Genomic DNA, 24,539 nt, shown 5'->3' on the forward strand with positions numbered 1-24,539 from the left:
TTCAGGCGAGTAAGGCGTGCATTATTTGATGCATCAATACAAACGATAGAAAAGAAGGAGCGGATTGATATGAGTATAGCTGGAATGATTGATCACACGCTGCTGCGGTCGGATGCGACGAAGGAGGAAATCCGGAAGCTTGCGGAGGAAGCCAAGGAATATGGCTTTGCTTCGGTGTGCGTGAATCCGGTATGGGTAGCCTACGCGGCGGAGCAACTGTCCGGCAGCGAAGTGAAGGTATGTACAGTCATCGGTTTTCCGCTGGGCGCCGCTACATCAAAGGCAAAGGCTTATGAGACAGCCGATGCGATTAACAACGGTGCTGCAGAGATCGATATGGTAATCAATATCGGGGCACTGAAATCCAGAGATGAAGCTGCCGTGCTTCATGATATTAAAGCCGTTGTGGATGCGGCTGCCGGTAAGGCTCTGGTTAAAGTAATCATAGAGACCGCCCTGCTCACAGATGATGAGAAAGTAAGGGCCTGCGAGTTAGCCGTTCTGGCTGGCGCTCATTTTGTAAAGACATCTACGGGATTCCAGGGCGGCGGCGCTACGGCAGAGGATGTCGCTCTCATGCGCCGTACCGTAGGCCCGAACGTAGGCGTTAAGGCTTCGGGAGGAGTTCGCAGCTTGGACGACGTAAATAAAATGGTAGAGGCCGGTGCAACCCGCATCGGTGCAAGCTCAGGTGTACAAATTGCGAAGGGCGAGCAGGGAACGGGTTCCTATTGACAAAATAACATCATAGCGCAGAAAGGAAGCAGTGAGCATGGCTAAATTCAAAAGAATACACCTCATTGTACTTGATTCCGTAGGTATAGGCGAAGCGCCGGATGCTGCTGAGTTCGATGATGTAGGCTCAGATACGCTTGGACATATCGCAGAAGCATGCGGCGGGTTGAATATGCCGAACATGGCAAAGCTCGGTTTGTCCAATATAGAGCAGATCCAGGGCGTACCCAAAGCGGATAAGCCGTTGGCGTATTATACGAAGATGCAGGAAGCATCGCGAGGCAAAGATACGATGACCGGGCATTGGGAAATCATGGGGCTATATATCGATACCCCGTTCCGCGTGTTTCCGGAAGGCTTTCCGGATGAGCTTATTCATCGTATCGAAGAGAAAACAGGGCGCAAGGTCATTGGCAATAAGCCGGCTAGCGGCACCGAAATTATCGACGAGCTGGGCGAAGAGCATATGAAGACGGGCGCTTTGATTGTGTATACTTCTGCCGACTCTGTCTTGCAAATCGCTGCCCATGAAGAGGTTGTACCGCTCAAGGAGCTATATGAGATTTGCGAGTTCTGCCGTGAAATCACTTTGGATGATCCTTACATGCTGGGCCGGATAATAGCGCGTCCGTTTGTGGGCGAGCCGGGGGGCTTTACTCGGACATCAAATCGGCATGATTACGCTCTGAAGCCGTTTGGCCGTACGACGATGAATGAGCTGAAGGACAGCGGCTTCGACGTGATTGCTCTGGGTAAAATCTCCGATATTTATGACGGGGAAGGGGTGACCAAGGCGGTGCGCACCGTATCCAATATGGACGGGATGGACAAGTTGATCGAGACGATCAAGACACCGTTCAAAGGACTGTCCTTCGTGAACCTGGTCGATTTCGATGCCGTATACGGCCATCGGCGCAATCCGGAGGGCTACGGTCAGGCGCTTGAGGAATATGATGCCCGGCTTCCAGAAGTGTTCGAACAGCTGCAGGACGATGACTTGCTGATTATTACCGCGGATCATGGCAACGACCCGACGTACAAGGGAACGGATCATACGCGCGAATACGTGCCCCTGCTGGTGTACTCGAAATCCTTTACCGGGGCAGGCAAGGAGTTGCCGCTGCGTAAAACCTTTGCGGATATCGGGGCGACGGTGGCGGAGAATTTTGGCGTGAAAATGCCGGAGCATGGGGCAAGCTTTTTGACGGATTTGAAATAAAATTCAAATGTTGAGGAGGAAGCCAGGATGAGCGTACACATTGGTGCAAAGCAAGGAGATATTGCAGATACGATTCTGTTGCCAGGTGACCCGCTGCGGGCGAAATATATTGCGGAAACTTATTTAAGCGATGTAACTTGCTATAACGAGGTGCGGGGGATGCTGGGTTTTACGGGGACGTATCAAGGCAAACGGGTATCCGTGCAGGGGACAGGGATGGGCATTCCATCGATCGGAATTTATGTTCATGAGCTAATTCAGGAATACGGCGTCAAAAATCTAATGCGCGTAGGTACATGCGGGGCGATGCAGGAGCATGTTCGGGTTCGGGAGGTTATTCTCGCTCAGGCGGCGTGCACGGATTCCAGCATTAATCGCCATGCCTTTGGCGGCTATGATTACTCGCCAATCGCTAGCTTCCAACTGCTTAAGAGGGCGTATGAACGCGGCGTGGCCAAGGGGCTGAACATGCATGTCGGCAATGTCTTCACCTCGGATGTGTTCTACCGCGACGACAAAACCGTTGTCCAGAAGCTGATGGATTACGGAGTGCTCGGCGTCGAGATGGAGACGACGGCCCTTTATACAATTGCCGCCAAATTCGGCGTGAACGCATTGACGATACTCACCGTGAGCGATCATCTGCTCACCGGAGAAGAAACCACGGCCGAGGAGCGCCAGACGACATTCCATGACATGATGGAAGTGGCGCTGGAGACGGCTATTTCATTGTAGCTTCTAGTATCACAATGTTTCATATTCGCGGCTTAGTATTCATAGTGAGGAGAATCAGCGATGAGAATGGTGGATTTGATTGAGAAGAAGCGCGATGGTCAGGAACTGTCTACCAAGGAAATTAATTTCATTATTGAGGGCTATACGCGGGACGAGATTCCCGACTATCAGGTAAGCGCTTTGGCCATGGCGATATTTTTCAAGGATATGAGCGAGCGGGAGCGAGCTGACTTAACGATGGCAATGGTTCACTCCGGCGATACGATCGATCTGTCAGCGATTGAAGGCGTGAAGGTTGACAAGCATTCCACCGGAGGCGTGGGCGATACGACAACACTGGTGCTGGCTCCGCTTGTCGCCGCGCTGGACATCCCCGTGGTCAAGATGTCAGGCCGGGGACTTGGCCACACGGGCGGGACGATCGATAAACTGGAAGCCATCTCTGGCTTCCATGTTGAGATCGGCAAAGAGGAGTTCGTGAAGCTCGTAAACGAACATAAAATCGCGATCGTCGGCCAAAGCGGCAATCTGACGCCGGCCGACAAGAAGCTCTACGCGCTGCGCGATGTGACGGCGACCGTCGATTCAATCCCGCTCATCGCCAGCTCTATCATGAGCAAGAAAATTGCGGCAGGCGCGGATGCGATCGTCCTGGATGTGAAGACAGGCGCTGGCGCATTTATGAAAACTGTGGAGGATGCCGGGGAGCTCGCTCATGCCATGGTTAGCATCGGCAACAATGTCGGCCGCAGAACGATGGCCGTCATCTCCGACATGAGCCAGCCGCTTGGTGCGGCGATCGGCAACGCCTTGGAGGTTCGCGAAGCGATCGCCACTCTTCGCGGCAGCGGACCGAAGGACTTGGAGGAGCTGTGTCTCGCTCTGGGCTGCCAGATGGTCTTCTTGGCAGGCAAAGCTGCTTCTCTGGAGGAAGCGGAAGAGAAGCTGAGAGAGGCTATACGCAGCGGAAAGGCGCTGGATAAATTCAAAGAATTCATCGCAAATCAAGGCGGAGACGCCTCTATTGTCGATGATCCGGGTAAATTGCCGACCGCTGCTTATCAAATTGAAGTGCCGGCGAAGAGCGCCGGAGTCGTAGCCTCCATTGTTGCCGATGAAATCGGTACCGCTGCGATGCTTCTTGGAGCGGGGAGAGCCACAAAGGATTCCGAGATCGACCTTGCGGTTGGCCTGATGCTGAACAAGAAAATCGGCGACAAGGTAGCGAAGGGGGAGTCTCTCGTGACGATTCACGCGAACCGGGAAAATGTCGCTGAAGTTATCGAGAAAATTTATGCGAACATCACGATTGCCGAGCAGGCAGCCGCACCTACGCTCATTCATGGCATTGTAACCGAGTAGGGTGTATTCCGCTGGAATCTGTCCTCCCCAGATGGAGGGCAGATTTTTTTGTATTACTCCACTGTTTATATAAGTAGTTTGACAAGTTATCAGTTTAGTTATAAACTGATGACAACAAGACGGATATCCAAACTGAATTTACTGCATAAATCGCTTCATTTTGAATGGAGGTGAAGGCAAATGGGAATGGAACGGAAAGAGGAGCGTTCTGGGCTGCTTATATGGTACCGGCTATCCCGAATTTATAGTCAGAGCCTGCGGGCTTCGAACCAGCATTTGAAAGCCTGGGATTTGACGGCGGCGCAATTCGATTGTCTGGTACAAATCGGTTCACATGAAGGCCTTACCCAGCAGGAGTTGGCGGATAAGCTGCTTGTTACCAAGGGGAATATTACGCAGCTGCTCTCGAAGATGGAACAGTTGGGCTGGGTTACGAGGAAGCAATCTTGGAAGACCAAGTCTTTGTTTTTAACCGAACAGGGGCGCAAGCTGTTTAATGAGGTTGTTCCCGCCCAGGAACAATTCCAGGCATCGCAATTCGATGGCCTAGAACTGGAAGAGAAGAAACAACTCATCAACTTGTTGCGGAAGGTGCAGCAAACCTCGCTCAAGGAAGGGTAGCTGCTATCGATTCATGCAGATATGAATAGAGACATGCAAGCAGCGAATGAATAATCCACGTATAATCTCACGAACATGGAGGGATGAATGATGCATTTCAAAGGAATTCACCACGTATCGGCCATTACGGCGAGCGCTCAGAATAATTTTAAGTTTTATACGAATGTATTGGGATTGCGGCTGGTTAAGAAGACGGTGAACCAGGATGACCCCTCCGTATATCACCTGTTTTATGGAGACGGGAGGGGGAATCCAGGGACGGAGCTGACATTCTTTGAAATCCCGACGGCGGGCCGTAACCGGGATGGGAATGATAGCATTTCGGCTATTTCTTTACGGGTTCCAAATGACGCTGCATTAGCTTATTGGAGTAAAAGACTGGATGAGCATGGCGTGGAGCGAGGAGAAATTACCGAGCGGGCAGGCAGAGCAACACTGTCTTTCGCCGACTTTGAGGGTCAAAGATTAGTCCTCGTTTCCGATGAAGGCAATGAGGGCGTCGAGGGCGGCAAGCCTTGGGAGAAAAGCAGTGTTCCGGCTGAATACGGCATTACGGGCCTGGGCCCGGTGCAACTAACCGTGGCGAATGCCGAGTTAACAACCTCTGTGCTGACTAAGCTTATGGGCTTTAGGAAGAAAGGGGAATATCCGTCCAGCATAGCCGGACAGGCGGATATTCAAGTGTTTGAGACTGGGGAAGGCGGCACGGGAGCCGAAGTGCATATCGAGGAGCGGAATGACCTACCAAAAGAACACCTAGGCCGAGGCGGAGTACATCACGTGGCTTTCCGTGTCGAGAATGAGGAGGAACTGCACGCCTGGGTTTCTCAGCTAAAAGCTGCGAGAATAGCAAGCTCCGGCTACGTGGATCGCTTTTATTTCCGCTCGTTGTACTTTAGAGAGCCGAATGGTATTTTGTTTGAAATCGCAACCGACGGGCCTGGCTTTGACACGGACGAGGATATCGAGCATTTGGGCGAAGCGCTCGCTCTCCCGCCGTTTCTGGAGCCCAGACGCGAACAGATCGAGGCTTATTTGAAGCCGCTGGATACCGTGCAATAAGTTAAGGCGCTTCTCGAATGCCGGCTCTCCACGTTCCAATAAAAAAACGCTAATAAGGCCAACCGTTAAGAGAGAGCCACGGTTGGCTATTAAATAGGCATATCAGGCTATGTGCCCATTAGTTCGATTTTACCGAATTTGTGCTGCTGGGCTTGCTATTTGGGCTGTACATTTTTTAATATTTTCAGCTTTTGACGGCTATATTTTGGGAATGAGTTCAATAAGCCCCCTGATGGCTTCTCTCTAAGCTGCGCTCAAACGCCACAATCCACTCCCCTTGAACGAGAGCATATCCGGTATCTCCCTCGGCGACCATACCGTACAGGTTCTTAACGTCTAGATATTCTCTGCGTTCTCCGTTGTCGAATTGCAGGGTAATGTAGTAGTGGGTTCGCGATGAGGAGGAGTGCATGTGATCGTTCGCGTGATGGCTGGAATGATGCTCCACATACGTCCGTTTAGATACGATGGTAGCGAATACGGATCTTTGGGGAGAGCGTTTATTTTGGGCGTATTTTACCCCGTTTGAGATAAATGTAGCGACGATGATTCCAAATACAACGATAAATATAATCGGAAACAGAGTAGACATCGTATCGAAAAATCCCCCTCCAAAAGGTGAAAAGCCAAAATCAGACATGTTCATGCCCCCTTCACAATATAAACGCAATAGAAACGCAATTGGTTTCGTATAATGTTTTATTATTCGGATAAGATGGAACATAGACTTGCCCCGCGCAGCATAAAAATACGGGTAGAATGCAGAACAGCTTGCCAACTGCGTTGTGTGGCTTTGCAAAATATGTTAATATAATAATACTTTTGAAAAGAACGGAGGGTTCCCTGTGATTTACATTAGATCCCGTTTTACCACTTTGCGCGGCTAATTGAATAGTGCTCAAAGGCTCTGCCCTGTGCAGAGCAAACGGGAGAGGTGTGCTGTCATAAAGGGGATCTTTATAATAGAATATGCCAACTTTGCCTGACGTCGCTTACGGTAAGCGCTATTTGCCGTAGGCTTGACGCTGGTTAATGTTCTTGTTTGCAATGACACAGGGTAACGCCTGTGTCTTTCTTTTCCCCTTAAACTTTTGATCACGAGGCATTCAAGTTAGGAACTTAAGAGATACAACTCGACATTGATTGTCGGAGGAGGTTATGTTTGTATGGAACAATTGCAGCAGAAGGCAATTCTGGTCGGAGTTAACTTAAACCATCAGGAGGATTTCGATTACTCCATGGAAGAGCTGGCTAATTTGACGAAGGCCTGCCATATTGAAGTCGCAGGTACGTTAACGCAAAATTTGCCGAAGGTAAATAAATCCCATTACATCGGGACAGGAAAAATAAGTGAAGTTCGCGGGCTCATCGAAGGGGAGGAGGCGAATCTCGTCATTTTCAACGATGAGCTGTCTCCCTCGCAAATCCGCAATCTAGAAGCGGATCTGGAATGCAAGGTTATCGACCGCACGGTGCTTATTCTCGATATTTTTGCGCAGCGCGCCAAGACGAGGGAGGCTCAGCTTCAGGTTGAAGTGGCTCACCTGAAATACATGCTGCCGCGCCTTGTCGGGATGAGGGAGTCCTTAGGCCGGCAGAGCGGAGGCGTAGGCACGAAGAACAGGGGGGCGGGCGAGACGCGCCTAGAACTGGATCGTCGCCGAATCGAAGAGAAGATTACGGTGCTGAGCAAAGAGCTTGAAGTGCTTGTGGCACATCGTCAGACCCAGCGGAAGCAGCGCAAGAAGAATGATCTGCCCGTCGTGTCTCTAGTAGGGTACACTAACGCTGGCAAATCGACGATTATGAACGCGCTGATGGAACGGTATAATCCAGCTCAGGAGAAGCTGGTGTTTGAGAAGGATATGCTGTTTGCGACGCTGGAGACTTCGGTGCGCAACATTCCGCTGCCGGATAATAAAGCCTTCTTGCTTACGGACACGGTCGGCTTCGTAAGCAAGCTTCCGCATCACCTGGTTAAGGCGTTCCGTTCTACACTGGAGGAGGTAGCCGAGGCTGATCTGCTGATCCATGTCGTCGATTACAGCAATCCGGAATACGAGCGGCTCATTCAAATTACGAACGAAACGCTGAAGGAAATCGGCATTACGGATATTCCGACGCTATACGCATACAACAAGAGCGATCTAACCGCTCATCCCGTACCCGATATTCAGGAAGATCAGATCTATATCGCTGCCAAGCCGCGAATCGGCATCGAGGCGTTGGTACAGCGGATCAAGGAAGCGATTTTTAAGGATTATATCCATTGCGAGATGCTTATTCCGTATGATCAAGGCGCGCTCGTATCCCATTTCAATGAGAATGCGAACATCAAGGCTACCACCTATGAAGCTGAAGGTACCAAGCTGACGATGGAGTGCAGACTGAGCGATTACAACAAATTCAAGCAATACGCTATTGAAGCCGAAAGCTAGAATCATAAAGACCCCGGCAGCGCACCTTGTGGCGATTGCCGGGGTTTTGCCTGATCAGGGGACAACGATATTAACAGCTTGGTCAGCCGAGCCACTTCAAACCGATTTGGTTCGATGGGTTAGTTCTCTAGCTGCGGCCTTTTCACGTCAACGTCAGCGGCAAATTCACTTCAAAGGCCGTGCCTTCCCCAGGCGGGCTAAAGACCTGAATACCGCCGCCATGCGCTTCTACGATCGATTGGGTAATGGAGAGCCCGAGACCCGCTCCTCCCTGGCTTCGTGTCCGTGAAGCGTCGCTGCGATAGAATCGATCGAAGACATGCGGCAGATGCTCTGGCGGAATACCGCAGCCATTGTCGCGGATAATTAGTTTGGCTTCCTTGCCCGAAACGGTCAGAGTTACGGTAATTAATCCCTGTTTGGGATCTGTATGTTGTACGGCATTGCTGAACAGGTTCAGGATGACCTGTTTGATCGCGTTGGCATCGTACATCCCCCTAACTCCTCCGGTTAGGACAAAGCGCACGGTTCGCTGCTTCGCAAGCATACGCAAATGAGGCTCCATTTCCGAAATGAGCGAATCCAGCCGCGTTTCTTGCAATTCCAATTCAGGTTTGCGATCCAACTTGGCAAGCAGCAGCAAATCCTCAACCAGCTTCTTCATGCGTGTGGATTCGCCGAGCATGCTTTTGAGGGAGGTCTGCAATTGCTCTGGATTTGCCGCTGCCCCGCGAAGGAGCACTTCCAGAAATCCATGGATGGAAGTGAGCGGCGTGCGCAGCTCATGCGAGGCATCGGCGATAAAGCGGCGCATTTGCTCCTTCGCTTCCCGCTCTCCTTCGAAGGAGATCTCAAGCCGCTCAAGCATTCCATTAAACGACTGGGCAAGAGCATCAATTTCCGACTGACCCTGGCTGGCAGGGAAGCGAATGCCCAGATTGCCGGCATTAATATCCTCTACGGTGCGAACCATGCGGTTCAGCGGATGCAGCGTCCGGCGCAGCAATGGCAAATAGAGCATCAGGCCGCAGGCAAGAGCGAGCGCGGACAGGGTGACGAAGATAAGGAGCTGGCGCAGAACGATGCTCTGCAGCGGCGCGGTATCTTTGCCAACTTGGATGAGCCCGGCGGGGCTGTCAGGACCCCCGACCGGACGAAATACGACGAGCTGTTCCCGGCCGGTCTCATCTTGCACCACCTCATATTCGCCGTGTACTCTCTGCTTAAATTGCTCTTGCAGAGCGTCATATTTCGCAGCGGATAATTGAGGCGATACCATCCCCGACGCTGTTCCTGTCCAATCAATGAACTCGCCGTCCTCCGAAATATAAGCAATCGACATATCGGGCAGGAAGAGCAGCGGGCGGCGCTCCGGATTGTTAATATTGTTTACATTCCAGCGTTCAGGAACAAGTCTGGGGATACCGAAAAGCTCCTTCGGAAGCCCGCGTATTTGAGAGCTCATCGTCTCAGCCTGATTCCGGTATAGGAAGTCTTTCATGATCACGTATTGAAATGCACCGATCAAGAGAAGCAGTGCGGCAAGCACGAGCAAAGAGCGCGACAATAGCTGGATTCGGAGAGAGTGAGGGGCTGCAGCGCTCCGAATGCGGCTGCGGATCAGCTTTAGCCTGCTCATATATCGACCCGATACCCGGCACCGCGCAATGTTCGAATGAGGCGGTGCTCTTTGTCGTTTAATTTATCGCGCAACGACCGGATGTACACCTCGACGATGTTCTCTTCGCCGCCAAAGTCGTATCCCCATACTTTATCCAAAATGGTTGTCTTACTCAGCACAATGCCGTGATTGATCACAAGATATTTTAGCAGTTCGTACTCTGTTGGAGAGAGCTCCAGCACTTGCTCGTGGTATATAATTTCCTTCTTTTTATCATTCAAGCGGAATGGCCCCATGGTCACTTCCCCGAGCAGGGCTGGGAATTGATTGCGCAGCCGAGCGCCAATGCGGGCCAGCAGCTCTTCAAAGCTGAACGGCTTGACCACATAATCATCCGCACCGATCGTCAGCCCCTTGACCCGATCCTCCACTTCATCCTTGGCGGTCAGCATAATGATGGAGGTGTGCATGCCGCTTTTTTTCAGAAGTCGACAGACCTCCCATCCATCCATGCCCGGCATCATGACATCAAGGACGATGATATGAGGCTGAAATTCCGTAGCTAGATTAATGGCGCTAAGCCCATCATGCGTACTCTGCACCTCGTATCCTTCGTTAATTAGCCCAAGCTCTAGGAATTGCACGATATGGGGCTCGTCGTCGACGAGTAATATTTTTATTCCCTTTAGATGACCCATAGGTTGAAGCCTCCTCTTGCAGCGACTGACGTATTAGTTTTTTTTATTATAGGGGATATTTCTGAAAGCAGGCTGAAAAAATTATGAGCTGCTCCTTAATTAGACAGCGATTTTTGAGTGAATACGGCAATATTTGATGTAAAATATTTGAATCTAGGACTCTATCATCTTGATTGTCCGAGGCCTTGTAGGATATACTTTTCTAAGTTAATGAGTAAAAGGAGAGTATTGAGATGGACAAAGTATTGATTTTCGGTCACAAAAATCCGGATACGGATACGATTTGTTCCGCCATCGCCTACGCGGATCTGAAATCCAAGCTGGGCTGGAATGTAGAGCCTGTTGCCCTTGGAAGCGTAAATGGGGAAACGAAGTTTGCTTTGGATCGTTTCGGTTTCAAGGCTCCACGTGTCGTGGAGAACGTGGCGGGAGAAGTGAAGGATGTCATTCTCGTAGACCACAACGAACGTCAGCAGAGCGTATCCGATATCGATCAGGTTCGGGTTGCCGAGGTCATTGACCACCACCGAATTGCCAATTTCGAGACAAGCGGTCCATTGTACTACCGTGCGGAGCCTGTCGGCTGTACGGCAACAATTCTGAACAAAATGTATAAAGAAAATGGAATCGCGGTTCCGGCGAACATTGCAGGCTTGATGCTGTCTGCGATTATTTCCGACTCCTTGCTGTTCAAATCCCCGACTTGCACGGAGCAGGATGTGGCAGCCGCTCGTGAGTTGGCTGAAATTGCTGGCGTAAACGCGGAAGAGTATGGCCTGGACATGCTCAAAGCAGGCGCTGATCTGAGCGACAAATCGATTGAAGATCTGATTTCCCTCGATGCGAAGGAGTTTGAAATGGGCGGTTCCAAAGTAGAAATTGCCCAGGTCAACGCGGTTGATGTGAATGATGTACTGTCCCGTCAAGCGGAATTGGAGACTGCTCTGGCAGCTATTGTTGAGAAAAAGGGACTTGATCTGTTCCTGTTCGTGGTGACGGACATTCTGAACAACGATTCCGTAGGTTTGGCGGTCGGCAAAGACGCGGCTGCGGTTGAAGAGGCTTATGGCGTCAAGCTCGTTGACAGCAAAGCTGTATTGAAGGGCGTAGTATCCCGCAAATCGCAAATCGTACCGGTTTTGACGGACATTTTCAACAAGCGCTAATCGTAGCCCTGTCCGTGATTGGATGCTGAATATATAGCGATAGCAAAGAGTCCGGAGCATATCAATCTGCTTCCGGACTCTTTTTTATTTCTCAAATCGTGTAGTATTCCGATCTGGCAGGGTAATAAGGTATATATGAGTCCAACTAATTCTGTTTAAACCTATCAGCCCATCAAGAGCCGTCACTTTGCGTAATTCTAACGTTTATCCGATTGCACTCGAACCCGAACCTTCATCCGGGCCGGGGCCCACACTTGCAGCCGAAGCGGAGCCAGTCGTGAGCGGAGAAGGCTTATGCTTAAAGATCGGGACAAGAATAAGCGCGCCGATGAGCAGGACAATACCCGACACGGTGTAAATTCCGACGAGGGGGAACGCCTTTTTGAGCGGTCCAGCCAGAGATATCATAATGACCATCATCCCCATAAACATGGGACTGAGTACACCGTTTACCCTGCCGACATAAGATTGCTCCGTCCATTGGAGAATCATTGTATTAATGCCGATTTGAATGCATGGGAAGGTTAGGCCGTTGATAAACTGCAAGGTTAAGGTCAAAGGAATACTCGTCGAAAAGCCCATACCGATAATACATAGGGCACTGACCGTTAAGCCGAAGGCAAGCAGCAGCTGCGGTGCGAACTTTTTTGTTAGCGTCATAATTACAATACCGCCTATGAACATAGCACCGCCGTTGACCATCATCAGGAACTGCAGGAACTCCTTAGGCTGGCCTAGTCTTTCCGTCACGATGAACAGCCCAAGGGTCTGAATCGTTCCGATCGCAAAGCCGGCAATCGCAAAGGTTGCCCCCAGCACCTTAAGAATTTTGCTGCCCCATACATAGCGAAAACCATCAACCAGCTCCTGCCGGATGTTTGTCGTACGTACCGGCTTGTGCTCCGGCTTCTCGTCAGGAGGGAGCCGGAACATGACGAGGGCGGAGAGCAGGAAGGCGACGCCCATGACGGCGATCGAATTTTCAATTCCGAATTTTTGGTAGGCGTAGATTCCCAGCGCAGGGCCGGCGACCATGAAGATTGCAACCAGCGATTGGAACAAAGCCATGCCCTGCTGCAATTGATCCGGATGAACGTGCTGCTTGAACAGCTTCATAACCGAAGGCTGGGAAAATTGCGATAGTATGGCAGATACGAAGGTTGCCAAATATATGGCCTCCCAGGAGCCGTACAGCAGCGTCAGCAGAACGGCAAACACGGAAGCCGCGGACAGAAAGTCACACCAAATAATCGTGCGTTTGGGAAGCCATCTGTCTGCAAATGCACCGCCAATAAAGGAAAATACGAATATGGGGGCAAATTCCACGACGGATATTAATGAAATTGCCAGCGGATCCTGATTCGTTTGATCTGTAACATACATGAGGATAGCAAAGTTTCTGACCCAAATTCCGATCTGCAGAAGGACATTTGAGATGAGAATCGTTTGATATAATCGATTGCGAAATAAACTTCCGTGATTCGAAGCCTGCGCGGCGACGGACATAATAATCACCTCAAATAGGGATAGGTTTTTTTAGTAGTGGCAGAATGCCCCTTTGCAACAATAATTCATTTTGGACTTCTTGAAAAGGGAAAAATCAACTATAATTATTTCCTGATATATATCGATCCAAATTGATTTTTTCAAATAGGCTGCTATTCAAAGCGGAACAAAGGGAAACAAGTCTGTTGCAACTGATCTGCATTCATGTTCAATCGTGAATTCAATTGGTATATGACATCCTACTGGACGGAGGACGGAGGCAGAAATATGGACATCAGAGAAGATGGACAGCATTCTATCTGTACAAATGAAACAGAGACCACAAATATAGCTGAATCCGGTTACAGGAGAAGAAGGATTCCGAAGAAATTCGGGCCGGATTTCAACAGCGGCCAGTTCTACGGGCAGATCGTACACCATGCGGGAGATATCATATATTGTTGTAATGAAGAGGGAGTTTGCGAGTATATCTCGCCATCCGTAGAGTGGTCACTCGGTTATACTCCTGAGGAATTGTTAGGCTGCACTTACATGGAGCTGTGCCATCCCGATGATCGGGCTCTCCCGACTAGGCGGGAAATGATTCGCAGTGGGGGAATCATCGAGCTTCGGCTCAGGCATAAAGACGGGAAGTATGTTTGGTTTGAGTTTAATGCCACCTTGCTCGGCGATGAATCGGAGGAACCGCTCATTCTGGCGATCGGGCGAGACATTTCGAAGTGGAAGAATGAGCAGGCGAGTCTGTCTGAAACGATGCGTACCGCATTAATCGGCAGTTGGGAGTGGGATATCGATAAGGATCGGCTGGTTCTTTTTGATTATGTATATGAAATGTTTAACCTGAAGAAGGGATCTGTAGCCACTTCCTCCGAACTTGTCGCTCTTATGCAAGATACGGAGCGGGATCGGTTTATTGAGGCGATTCGGCAGGCATTGGCGGAAGGAAAGCTCGATTTCGAGTTTCAATACAAACAGGATGAGAGTAAGGTTGGTTACTATTGTCTCAAGGGCGTTGTATTTTATGATGATGACAAAAATGCCATTAAGATGAATGGAACCGTGCAGGACATCACAGAGCGCAAAAACATTGAACGCAAAATTCAGGAGACCGTTGAACGCTACACCTCACTGAAGAAATACAATCATGATGCCGTGTTCTCCCTGGATTTAGAGGGGAATATTATCAATGCCAACGTCATGGCTGTAAGCATGACCGGTTATACGATTGAGGAGATGGCCGGCAAGAGCTTCTCGCGCTTTATCGGAGAGAAGCATGTCAAGCGTATTCTGAAGGACGCAATCAATGACCCGAGCATTGAGAAGCTGATCGATAAGCTGCAGAATAAACAAGGCGAAATTGTTGAGGTGTTAACGACGATAGCCCCGATCATGATTAATAATGAGAATGTGGGCTTTTATATTATTGCCAAGGATATTACAGAGCAGAAGAGACTGCTCATTGCCAAGGAAGCAGCGGAAAGCACGAACAAGGCCAAAAGCGAATTCCTGGCCATGATGAGCCATGAAATACGCACGCCTATGAATGGGGTCATCGGCATGACGGACTTACTGCTGGAGACGACAGAGCTGGATAACACCCAGAAAGAATACCTGGATATTATTCGCAAGAGCGGTGATACCCTGCTGAGCATTATTAATGACATTCTCGATTTTGCCAAAATCGAATCCGGCAAGACCATTCTGCATAAAGAATTATTCGATATCCGCAAGTGTATTTCCGAGACGCTGGACGTGTTTACGCCAAGGGCGGCCGAGAAGGAACTGGAGATGGAATACCATGTCCATCCCGGAGTCCCGGAGGAACTGGTTGGCGATCCCGATCGCCTGAAGCAGGTATTCCTCAATTTGGTCGGGAATGCGGTGAAATTTACTTTTAACGGCGGGGTCTCTATATCAGTTGATGTCATGGAGAGAGAAGCCGGATACGTCAGATTGGAGATCAAAGTCAAGGATACGGGGATTGGCATACCACAGGATAAAATATCTCATTTATTCGAGCCATTCTCCCAGCTAGACCATTTCATGACGCGAAACTATGAGGGGACGGGATTGGGACTGGCGATTACCAAACGGCTGATCGGGCTGATGGATGGCGAAATTCGGGTCGAGCCTACGGAAGGGCAGGGGGCCACCTTTGCATTTCATATTGCATTACAGGAGCCGGCCAAAGAACGTGCTTCCGGTAAAGGAACTGAGGAAGCCTGCTTGGACAGAATGCATGCCCCGGCGCTTAAAGTTCTCGTTGCTGAAGATAATGAAATTAACCAGATTGTATTGAGAAAAATGCTAGAGCGCCTTGGACATCAAATTACGATTGTCTCGAACGGCATTGAAGTCATTCAGAAAGTCGCTTATGAACCGTTTGATCTCATTTTCATGGATATTCAAATGCCTGAGCTGAATGGACTTGATACAACACGGGTCATAAAGGACACTATACCTCAAGACAAATGGCCGGTTATCGTCGCCGTTACCGCTAACGCATTGAAAGGCGACAGAGAGAACTGCTTGAACGCCGGAATGGACGATTATATTAGTAAACCGATAAAAAGTACAACTATCGCGCAGATTATAGCTAAATATTTCGGATAACATGAACACGGCGCAAAGATTCTGCTTGATGCAGCACCCTGTATTAATTACAATGCAGGGTGCTTTTTCTGTGGCAAGAATCAATAAGGCCAGCAAATTACTCTAAAGGAGAGCAATAAAAAGCATATATGGTGTGTTGCCGCTTACATTCGAGATTGTCCATTTGTGATACATCGTTGAAATTTTATATAATCGAGTTTGTGAGCGTTGCACCGGACGATATTTATAGATATACAGGGAGGAATACATCAATTGTTCAAAACATTAAATATAAGAGCGGCGTGGTTCTCGAACACTCGGGCTGACCTGCTATCCGGCCTGACGGTTGCGTTTGCTTTAATCCCCGAAGCCATCGCCTTCTCGCTGCTGGCTGGAGTCAGCCCTATGGTAGGGCTTTACGCCTCTTTTTTCATCGCAGTAACAATCGCTTTTGCAGGGGGCAGACCGGGAATGATCTCGGCAGCTACGGGGGCGATGGCGCTGCTGATGGGCGGGCTTGTTCGTGATTACGGGATCGAGTACCTCTTCGCAGCTACGATCCTCGCAGGCATGATTCAAATTATTTTTGGTATGTTGCGACTCGGCAAACTGATCAGCTTTCTCCCGCATTCTGTCATGGTTGGATTCGTGAATGCGTTGGCAATTTTAATTTTCATGGCCCAATTCACGTATTTTACGGGCGAGGGCTGGATCATGTACGCTCTAGTTGCATTGACTCTCGTTATTATTTATGTATTTCCACGGGTTACTAAAGCATTTCCTTCGGCATTGGCGGCTATCATTATCGTGTCGATTATTACGATGCTTCTCGGCCTGGATGTCAAAACCGTTGGAGATATGGGGACGATTACAAGTGCCTTGCCGTCGTTCCATCTTCCAGAGGTGGCTTTATCCTGGGACATGCTGAAAGTAATTTTTCCGGTGTCTTTATCATTGGCTGTGGTTGGGCTGTTAGAGTCCCTATTGACCGCTACGTTAATTGATGATTTAACGGACACGTCCAGCGATAAGAATCGGGAGATGAAAGGTCAGGGGCTTGCGAACATCGTCACGGGGTTTTTCGGAGGCATGGCGGGGTGCGCTATGATTGGCCAATCGATGATTAACATCAAGTCCGGAGGACGAACCCGCCTATCGACTTTGGTATCGGGAGTAGGCTTATTATTTCTCATCATTGTGTTGGGAGATGTCGTTAAGGCAATACCGATGGCTGCTCTAGTAGGCGTTATGTTCATGGTTTGCATAGGTACTTTTGATTGGGGCTATTTAAGGGGCATGCGCCGAAAGATCCCGTATTCGGAGGGCTTCGTTATGGTCGTTACCGTTGCGGCTGTATTAGCCACGAATAACTTATCCATCGGTGTTGGCATCGGCGTTTTGCTCAGCGCGCTTATTTTTGCCTGGAGAATGGCTAAGATCCGTATAGCTTCGGAGGAGCAGGCTGGTATGAAGAAATATACGGTGAAAGGCCAGATGTTCTTTGGCACTGTTACGGGCTTCTTGAATGAATTCGATGCGGTGAATGATCCGGAGCGAATCATTATCGATTTTACCAAATCCCACGTCTGGGATCACTCGGCGGTGCAGGCAATCTCCAAGGTCATTGCCAAGTACCGGGATCATGATAAGGAAGTGCAGATTGCAGGGCTGAATAAGGAAAGCACGGAGCTCGTTCATCGCACCGGATTGTTCGTCACGGGCAAACAAACTTAACAAGTTATTCTCATATAGCCGCCAGGTTGGGGCAGTTGAAAAAGGCAGGCCGTCATTTCGTCAAATGCGGTCTGCCTTTATTTTGGCGATAGAAGCTTGAATCGTTTGATCTGATCGTGCAATCCTTCCCTGGTAAGGATTTCAACCTGCTTCGTTCCAATTAAATCGAAATGGGGGTATGCGTCTCGCCGATGAATGTACTTCGGGTTCAGGCCGTTGCTTCTGCACCAGGCCGCTAATTTTTCCAGATCATTGCAGCCTACCTTGGTGACGGTCGTTATTCCCGGAAAACGCGGTTCGAGCCAATAATGCGTCAAATAAGCAATTTCACCTTGCGAGACGCGCTGCTTCCATGAGTTCAGTTCTTCGCGTGTAATTCCGAAGGCCATGCGATCCACCCTTTGTCATATTTATTTATGAATGCCTCTCCAGAGAAAGGCTACGATTTTATCAGCTGCTTCTTCATTTGACGCAAACAAGGTCTCGTTATTCGAATAGCGCCGCTCTCCGACTTTCAGCATGGACACATATAGATGCGCCGTGAGAAAGGGCTCCTCGCAATAAATTTCCCCTTTCTTGGCAGCATCGGTGAAGCTTTGCTCCAAAGCTTCGTACAGCGCATTCTCATGGCTGTTCAATCGCTCATGCTGCTCTTCGCTCAAATGATGCTTCACCTTCTCTATCATCCCATCCATATGAACCTGGGGAATTCGCAGATAGTTTTGGGCTATGAGCACAAGCCGCTCTCTGAAAGAGCGAGGCTGCGCCAATATCGTTTCAATCCGCTGCTTCACATTGACGAGCACGGCAACCATGCAGGCTACAAACAGCTCGTTTTTGGTGGGGAAGTAATAATATACCGAAGCTTTGGTTACACCGGAATGCTGCGCCACCATATTCATGGAGACGGATTCGTAGCCGTTTTCCATGAATAGCCTAGAGGCGGTATATAGAATATGTTGGGAAGTAGGCATTCCCTCCTGCTGCACGGGAGGTCTCCCCAAGGGCTTCTTGTTCGGGGCTTTCATCAAGGTCACCTCAATAAAACTTATACTGACGAATCATTATACCATAAGAGCTTGCTCAAAAAGTCATCTTTCGATGACTGCAAAATAAATGAAAATAGAAGATTGATAATTAACCTTCCGGTATATATAATTACTAATATGATTTATGTCACTTGACTATAAAAATGAGGAAAATGGAGATGAGAGAGCCGATGGATAAGATGCTGGAGCGACTTGGGCGCTGGTTTGCAGGGAGCAAAACGAAATGGGTTACCTTGGCTGCCTGGATTGTGCTTGTTGCCGTTTTGACGGCGATTTGGCCGGGAGTTAATGAGAAGCAGGACAATAATGCAGCGAATTTAGAGGCATCGATGCCTTCGATACAGGCGCAGCAACTGGCCGAGAAGGAGTTCCCGAGCGACTCTGGGATTCCGGCATTGCTCGTATGGCAGCGAAATAGCGGATTAACTGAGGAGGATTTCGGCAATTTACAGCAGCTTACCGCTTACCTCACTGATCATCCTCTTGAAGGCCAGGAAGCCGTACCGCCATTCCACCAAATGCCGCTGCCCGTGCTTCAGCAGCAGTCTTCCGAGGACGGGACGGCTTTCGTACTGCCGTTGTTTTTCAGCAAAGAAGCGGAGACAGACACTTTGGAAGCGGGTATGGAGATCATCAAGGAACAATCCAAAGAAATATTCGGGGAAGATGCATTCTCTGTAAGTATTGATGACGGAGAAGGGCTATCGGCCCGAGTGTCCGGCCCGGCCGGAATTTCTATCGACGCGGTCGGGTTGTTCTCCAGCGCGGACGTATCGTTGCTTATAGCGACCGTACTGCTTGTACTCGTGCTGCTGCTGCTTATTTACAGATCGCCTATATTAGCGATTATACCTTTGATTGGCGTTGGCTTTGCTTATGGAGCGGCTAGTCCGATCCTGGGCAAAATGGCCGATCTAGGCTGGATCACCTTTGATTCGCAAGGAATTTCTATCATGACGGTACTTTTGTTCGGTGCCGGAACAGATTACTGCTTGTTCCTCATATCGCGCTTCAGGCAAATTCTTGGAGAGGAACGGGATAAGACGAAGGCGCTAATTCGCGCATTCAAGGACTCAGCCGGAGCGATCGCCATGAGCGGCTTCACGGTCGTCATTGCCTTGCTCGTGCTCTTGTTCGCTAAATACGGGGCGGTTCATCGCTTCGGTGTGCCGTTCAGTTTGTCGATTCTTATCATGGGTGCGGCCAGTTTGACGCTTGTGCCTGCACTGCTCGCTATTCTGGGCCGTGCTTCCTTCTATCCGTTCGTGCCGCGCACACCGGAAATGATAACGGAAAGAGCGCAGCAAAAAGGCAAGCCGCTTCCGGGTGCCTCCCAAGCTGCAGTCAGACGGAAGCAGGGAGGCTGGATCGGTCGGATTGTAACGGAGCGCCCATGGATCGTTATTGCAGTTACCGTCATTTTCCTAGGGACTTGCGCGATTAATTCTACTCGGATCGAGTACACCGTGGATTTATTATCGACTTTTCCAGAGAGCAGTCCCTCGCGGGAAGGATTTGCTGTGATCGGCGACAGGTTTACCCCAGGCGAGCTGGCTCCCGTCAAGCTTATGGTAAATACAGAAGGGAAGGACGTGCCGCTGAAGGAGACCTTCTCCGACCTTGCTTATGTAAGCCAGGTGTCTGACGTGGTGCAGGGGAGCAGCAGCCCGGATATTCGGGCGATAGATATAGAACTGAATCTGAATCCTTACTCGAACGAGGCGATGGCGCTAATTCCCGAACTGCGGGATACGGCGGAGAAGATGCTCCAGACTGCGGGGATTTCTGCTCCAGAGGAGCAGGTGTGGATTTCAGGACAGACGGCGATCCAGTACGACACTGAACTGACGAACGAGCGGGACATCGCTGTTATAATCCCGATTGTCATTGGACTGATTGCTTTGCTGCTGCTATTGTACTTACGCTCCGTGGTAGCGATGCTGTACTTGGTACTGACCGTTGTCCTGTCCTATTTCTCGGCGCTCGGTCTGGGCTGGCTCGTTCTTCATGACATTATGGGTACAACGGCGATTCAGGGTCTTATTCCGCTTTATTCATTTGCCTTCTTGGTCGCGCTTGGCGAGGATTATAATATATTCCTGATCTCCAGCATCTGGCGCAAGAGCAAAACGATGCCTCTAAAGCAGGCGATTCGGGACGGAGTGACGGAAACAGGCGGAGTAATCACGTCAGCAGGGTTAATCCTGGCAGGCACATTTGCTGTATTAGCAACATTGCCGATTCAGGCGCTTGTTCAGTTCGGAATTATTTCGGCGATCGGGATACTGCTCGACACGTTCATCGTTCGTCCATTTCTCGTACCATCTATAACTACGGTGCTCGGCCGCGCAGCCTTCTGGCCAGGAAAGGGTTCGAAGAAAGCGCAGAATGAGCAAGACAAACCAGTTTCTGCAACATAAAAATAAAATTTCTCTTGAAAAAACTAACACCATTAGTTAAAATACAAACTAATGGTGTTAGTTTGTATGGAGGAGAGTGTTTCTATGAGAGTGATTCAGCGCAAATATTTATCCCAATTAACGTTCATGCCTAAGTTGTTCCCGGTAAATTGCTATTTGGTTGAGGAGGGAGAGAGCATTACATTAGTAGATGCTGCTCTTCCGTATGGTGCAGCTGGGATTTCGAAGGCGATTGAGGATAGCGGCAAGAGATTGACACGGATCGTATTAACCCATGCCCATGAAGATCATGTGGGAGCGCTGGATAGACTGAAAGTGAGGTACCCGGAAGCAAAGGTATATATTTCGAAACGCGATGCAAGAGTGCTTGCCGGAGACCGCACTCTCCAGGCCGATGAGCCGCAGACCAAGATCCGGGGAAGCGTGCCCAAAGCTATTAAGACTCGTCCCGATATTCTCGTCCATGAAGGCGACAGCATCGGTTCACTGCTCGTCATAGGTACCCCCGGGCATACGCCGGGCTCGATCTCGCTGCTGGATACAAGGACTAGAGCGCTGCTTGCCGGAGATTCCTTCCACACGCGCGGTGGGCTTACGGTGACAGGACATCTTCGCTGGATTTTCCCGTTTCCGGCTATGGCTACTTGGAACAAGGAAGCCGCGCTCGCCAGCGCAAGCAAGCTGGCTGATTATCAGCCGACTCTGCTAGCCACAGGACACGGAGAAATGCTGACTGACCCGGCTGAGGAGATGCGGAAGGCTCTAATCGCTGCAAAGCACCAAATGAAGATGGATCAAGGCAACTAGTTTGAGAAGGCAGTCAATATATTCATGAGGGGTGATTGTTATGGCGCCAAGACCTGGGCTTGACGCAAATGTCGTGTTGATGGCTGCAGTGGAAATTGCCGATCGGCAGGGAATTCAGGCCGTAACGCTGGCTTCGATTGCCGCTTCCCTCGGCGTACGTTCTCCATCGCTGTACAACCATATTCGGGGGCTGGAGGAGCTGAAAGCGCTGCTTGCTCAACATGCCTTGGAACAGCTCTACAACAAAGTTAGTGAAGCGTCGGACGGCTTATCGGGCAAGAAGGGGATCAAACAATTTGCGCATGCCTATATCCGCTTTGCCCAGGAGCATCCTGGGCTGTACGAGAGCGCCCAGCTAGTCCCGCAAGGACTGAACGAGACGGAGCTTCAGAAGGCCGGCCAGCGTATTGTTGATTGGGTTCTTCAGCTTTTACAGCCGTTCGAGCTGTCGCGGGAGGATGCCCTGCATGCGGTTCGCGGATTGCGGAGCCTTATTCATGGGTTTGCCTCGCTCGAGCAGTTGGGGGGCTTTGGCTTACCCTTGTCATTGGAGAAAAGCCTGGACTTTAATTTGCGTATTTTTCTGACCGGACTGGAGCAATAAATTGGTTAAAATGCTGCCCGTTGGGTTAATAGTACACAAGAGAACAAAATAAACCCCGCAAGGAGCCTCCATGCGGGGTGAATTTGCCCACGACCAGGTGGGCGACATATGCTTATTATGTGCGGGCTGCAAAAATATAATAACCACATAAGATTAAATAATCCCTGGTAATACGAAAGAGGAGCCGAGGCTCCTCTTTTGACTCAATACACGTATAACGTGTGAGTTTATCCACGACAAGGTGGATGACATAATAAATCTACGAATAAATCTCTTGATATTTATATTACCCTTTTCACATTCACGTGTCAATCCCCCTTAAATAAAAGTTCCGACCTCCCAGCATGGCTTATCCTGCTTCTATATTAAAATCCAAGCGTCCATTTGAGCCGGTTTTCCAGGCGGTTCATATCCTCTTCATCTAAATTACCGAGATGCTCCTTCAAACGAATTTTACTGACGGACGTAGCTTCCTCTGTTTTTGCCGCGGAGTCGAAGGCGAGGAAGTCATATTTGCTCTTGAACAGAAAGTAGTGGCTTTGAAAACGGGGGATGGGCTTGCCTTCCTTCGTCAGAATGGGCTGCCCGGTTTTCGGGCTGGTGCGTGTTTTTAAGTTTTTGGTCAATGGAACAACGATGACGTTGCCGGATGTGGAGTTTACTGTGTTGTTGGATACGACGATGACAGGCCGTTCTTCGTTTTGCTCGCAGCCGATGTTTTCTCCGAAATTGCAGAAGTGGATTGCGCCTCGAGCCATTCTCCGCTTCATTTGGACTTTTTCATGCTCAATCCAGTATTGCGCCATCTCGATTTTGACCGGCTTCCATGTATTTATTTGTTCCTCTTTCAACTTTTGCATCGCCTTAATCCGCGGGCTGGTCGGTTTTACGGGTCTAATGCTAGGTTGATGGTTGTTTTCCTGTTCATTTCTCATGTGATCTCTCCTCCAAGCCTTGTGAATGAGCATATTGTAGAATTACACGTGTTTGCCCTCATCTTAAACAAATTTGGTAAAGTTTTTTAAGAACATGGATGGATTCGTTTCAAGTCTGCTGAACGATTCGTGAATTCGGAAGAAAGTCAACTCCCGTGCAGGGTTTAGGCTTGTTGACAAAACAATTTGACCGTATGATACTTTAGGCAGGCATGAACCACGTACTTATGAGGTAGTCAGAAATTGAGGTGAACCGAGGATGGCCAAGAGAAAAAATGCGAAACCTTCCGCTGCTTCCACCGGCGACAAGCCCGCAACGCTTAAAGATCTGCTCGGAGCGGACACGATCAGCAAGCTTAAAGAACAGGCCGAGGGTTTGAAGCGCGAGGAAGAGGAGCGCAAGGCAGCGGCGAGGAAGCAGGCTGAAGAGGCTCGCAAGGCAGAGCAGAAGAGATTGGAGAATGATTTTGAGCATTTGCTGAATAACAGCGATATGGATTGGCATAAATACAAGTAAGATTCAGATTGGCGCAAATCTGGTAATGAAGGTGGATGAGTTGTTTACTTATGAGTAAATTTAAGAAAGACTATTTGATTACCATGGACGATATCGTAAGAGAGGGAAATGACATTCTTCGGGTGGTGACCGAGCCTGTCAGCAATCCGCCGACGGAGGAAGATAAGGAAGAGATGGCAGCGATGCTGCAGTTTTTGAAAAATAGCCAGGATCCCGAGCTGTCCAAGAAATACAAGCTTCGGGCGGGTGTTGGGTTATCGGCCAATCAGATTGGCCTCAATAAACGGATGTTCGCAGCATATCTTACCGATGATCACGGGCAATCCCGTGAATATGCGCTCTATAATCCGAAGATTATCAGCCATTCGGAAGCGATGGTCTATTTGCCGGAGAGCGAGGGCTGCCTGTCTGTCGATCGTTCAGTGCAGGGGTTCGTGCCGCGCTACGAAAAGGTGCAGATCAAGGCCTATGACGGCGACGGCAATGAGCTGAAGCTGCGGTTCAAGGGTTTTGAGGCGATCGTTATGCAGCATGAAATCGATCATTTGAACGGAATTATGTTCTACGACCATATCAATAAAGAGCATCCCTATAAGCTGCCGACTGGCGTGCCTATAGCGAGCTTATATTAGCAGCATGGGCATAACAAATAACTAGTTTAGCGCTATTGGTAGAAAATTTGCATTAACAAGGCCAACCCATCGGGTTGGCCTTGTTA

The 24,539-nt window shown here is 49.6% G+C and carries 22 protein-coding genes; 15 read left to right on the forward strand and 7 right to left on the reverse strand.

From position 1 onward, the window contains the following. The first annotated feature begins 69 nt into the window (after positions 1-69). From deoC to CZ379_RS08940, 6 genes are all read left to right on the forward strand, one after another. Positions 70-735: a deoxyribose-phosphate aldolase gene (gene deoC, locus CZ379_RS08915; protein ID WP_110931316.1), complete on the forward strand. Its 666-nt coding sequence runs from the start codon at positions 70-72 to the stop codon at positions 733-735. A gap of 37 nt (positions 736-772) precedes the next feature. Then, on the forward strand, positions 773-1,954 hold the full coding sequence (deoB, locus tag CZ379_RS08920) for a phosphopentomutase (RefSeq protein ID WP_110931317.1): 1,182 nt from the start codon (positions 773-775) through the stop codon (positions 1,952-1,954). A gap of 27 nt (positions 1,955-1,981) precedes the next feature. After that, positions 1,982-2,689, forward strand: a complete 708-nt coding sequence (deoD, locus tag CZ379_RS08925; RefSeq protein WP_110931318.1) for a purine-nucleoside phosphorylase — start codon at positions 1,982-1,984, stop codon at positions 2,687-2,689. A gap of 60 nt (positions 2,690-2,749) precedes the next feature. Continuing rightward, positions 2,750-4,051 (forward strand): pyrimidine-nucleoside phosphorylase, encoded by a 1,302-nt coding sequence (locus CZ379_RS08930; RefSeq protein ID WP_110931319.1) that lies wholly within the window; start codon positions 2,750-2,752, stop codon positions 4,049-4,051. Positions 4,052-4,237: 186 nt separating this feature from the next. Continuing rightward, a complete protein-coding gene (locus CZ379_RS08935; protein WP_199925807.1) occupies positions 4,238-4,672 on the forward strand; it encodes a MarR family winged helix-turn-helix transcriptional regulator in 435 nt (144 codons plus the stop codon). Positions 4,673-4,762: 90 nt separating this feature from the next. Next, positions 4,763-5,734, forward strand: coding sequence for a ring-cleaving dioxygenase (locus tag CZ379_RS08940; RefSeq protein ID WP_110931321.1), 972 nt, complete (start codon positions 4,763-4,765; stop codon positions 5,732-5,734). A 217-nt stretch (positions 5,735-5,951) separates the two neighbouring features. Here CZ379_RS08940 and CZ379_RS08945 read toward each other — a convergent pair whose 3' ends face one another. Continuing rightward, positions 5,952-6,374, reverse strand: coding sequence for a DUF2500 domain-containing protein (locus CZ379_RS08945; protein WP_110931322.1), 423 nt, complete (start codon positions 6,372-6,374; stop codon positions 5,952-5,954). Positions 6,375-6,900: 526 nt separating this feature from the next. Between CZ379_RS08945 and hflX the strand changes: the two genes are divergently transcribed. Next, the gene (hflX, locus tag CZ379_RS08950; protein WP_110931323.1) at positions 6,901-8,172 is read left to right on the forward strand and encodes a GTPase HflX; all 1,272 of its coding nucleotides are present in this window, start codon (positions 6,901-6,903) and stop codon (positions 8,170-8,172) included. A 142-nt stretch (positions 8,173-8,314) separates the two neighbouring features. Here the strand turns inward: hflX and CZ379_RS08955 are convergent, their stop codons facing one another. Next, positions 8,315-9,811 (reverse strand): sensor histidine kinase, encoded by a 1,497-nt coding sequence (locus CZ379_RS08955; RefSeq protein WP_110931324.1) that lies wholly within the window; start codon positions 9,809-9,811, stop codon positions 8,315-8,317. Next, the gene (locus CZ379_RS08960; protein WP_110931325.1) at positions 9,808-10,491 is read right to left on the reverse strand and encodes a response regulator transcription factor; all 684 of its coding nucleotides are present in this window, start codon (positions 10,489-10,491) and stop codon (positions 9,808-9,810) included. The genes CZ379_RS08955 and CZ379_RS08960 overlap by 4 nt, the downstream gene beginning before the upstream one ends. Before the next feature lie 233 nt (positions 10,492-10,724). On the opposite strand from CZ379_RS08960, the gene CZ379_RS08965 reads away from it, so the two are divergent. Then, positions 10,725-11,657, forward strand: a complete 933-nt coding sequence (locus CZ379_RS08965; RefSeq protein WP_110931326.1) for a manganese-dependent inorganic pyrophosphatase — start codon at positions 10,725-10,727, stop codon at positions 11,655-11,657. Positions 11,658-11,861: 204 nt separating this feature from the next. On the opposite strand, the gene CZ379_RS08970 is transcribed toward CZ379_RS08965, so the two are convergent. Continuing rightward, entirely contained in the window at positions 11,862-13,163 is a 1,302-nt protein-coding gene (locus CZ379_RS08970; protein ID WP_110931327.1) for an MFS transporter, read from the reverse strand. A gap of 267 nt (positions 13,164-13,430) precedes the next feature. On the opposite strand from CZ379_RS08970, the gene CZ379_RS08975 reads away from it, so the two are divergent. Together CZ379_RS08975 and CZ379_RS08980 are read left to right on the forward strand one after the other, a co-directional pair. Then, positions 13,431-15,776: a PAS domain S-box protein gene (locus CZ379_RS08975; protein WP_199925546.1), complete on the forward strand. Its 2,346-nt coding sequence runs from the start codon at positions 13,431-13,433 to the stop codon at positions 15,774-15,776. A 252-nt stretch (positions 15,777-16,028) separates the two neighbouring features. Further along, positions 16,029-17,489 carry a SulP family inorganic anion transporter gene (locus CZ379_RS08980; protein ID WP_110931329.1) on the forward strand — a complete coding sequence of 487 codons (1,461 nt, stop codon included), beginning with the start codon at positions 16,029-16,031 and terminating at the stop codon, positions 17,487-17,489. A gap of 77 nt (positions 17,490-17,566) precedes the next feature. Here CZ379_RS08980 and CZ379_RS08985 read toward each other — a convergent pair whose 3' ends face one another. Further along, a complete protein-coding gene (locus CZ379_RS08985) occupies positions 17,567-17,878 on the reverse strand; it encodes a hypothetical protein (protein WP_110931330.1) in 312 nt (103 codons plus the stop codon). 21 nt (positions 17,879-17,899) lie between these two features. Then, positions 17,900-18,463, reverse strand: a complete 564-nt coding sequence (locus CZ379_RS08990; RefSeq protein ID WP_234404867.1) for a TetR/AcrR family transcriptional regulator — start codon at positions 18,461-18,463, stop codon at positions 17,900-17,902. A 233-nt stretch (positions 18,464-18,696) separates the two neighbouring features. Between CZ379_RS08990 and CZ379_RS08995 the strand changes: the two genes are divergently transcribed. From CZ379_RS08995 to CZ379_RS09005, 3 genes are all read left to right on the forward strand, one after another. After that, positions 18,697-20,958, forward strand: coding sequence for an MMPL family transporter (locus CZ379_RS08995; protein WP_234404868.1), 2,262 nt, complete (start codon positions 18,697-18,699; stop codon positions 20,956-20,958). An 84-nt stretch (positions 20,959-21,042) separates the two neighbouring features. Beyond that, entirely contained in the window at positions 21,043-21,765 is a 723-nt protein-coding gene (locus CZ379_RS09000; protein WP_110931332.1) for an MBL fold metallo-hydrolase, read from the forward strand. 40 nt (positions 21,766-21,805) lie between these two features. Beyond that, positions 21,806-22,369, forward strand: a complete 564-nt coding sequence (locus tag CZ379_RS09005; protein WP_110931333.1) for a TetR/AcrR family transcriptional regulator — start codon at positions 21,806-21,808, stop codon at positions 22,367-22,369. A 365-nt stretch (positions 22,370-22,734) separates the two neighbouring features. Here the strand turns inward: CZ379_RS09005 and CZ379_RS09010 are convergent, their stop codons facing one another. Beyond that, positions 22,735-23,304 carry a type II toxin-antitoxin system PemK/MazF family toxin gene (locus tag CZ379_RS09010; RefSeq protein ID WP_110931334.1) on the reverse strand — a complete coding sequence of 190 codons (570 nt, stop codon included), beginning with the start codon at positions 23,302-23,304 and terminating at the stop codon, positions 22,735-22,737. 259 nt (positions 23,305-23,563) lie between these two features. On the opposite strand from CZ379_RS09010, the gene CZ379_RS09015 reads away from it, so the two are divergent. Next, positions 23,564-23,821 (forward strand): YqkE family protein, encoded by a 258-nt coding sequence (locus CZ379_RS09015; protein WP_110931335.1) that lies wholly within the window; start codon positions 23,564-23,566, stop codon positions 23,819-23,821. Positions 23,822-23,871: 50 nt separating this feature from the next. Further along, a complete protein-coding gene (gene def / locus CZ379_RS09020; protein WP_110931336.1) occupies positions 23,872-24,453 on the forward strand; it encodes a peptide deformylase in 582 nt (193 codons plus the stop codon). The last annotated feature ends 86 nt before the right edge of the window (positions 24,454-24,539 follow it).

It is taken from the genome of Paenibacillus bouchesdurhonensis (assembly GCF_900155685.1).
In the GTDB taxonomy this organism is placed as follows: Bacteria; Bacillota; Bacilli; order Paenibacillales; family Paenibacillaceae; genus Fontibacillus; species Fontibacillus bouchesdurhonensis.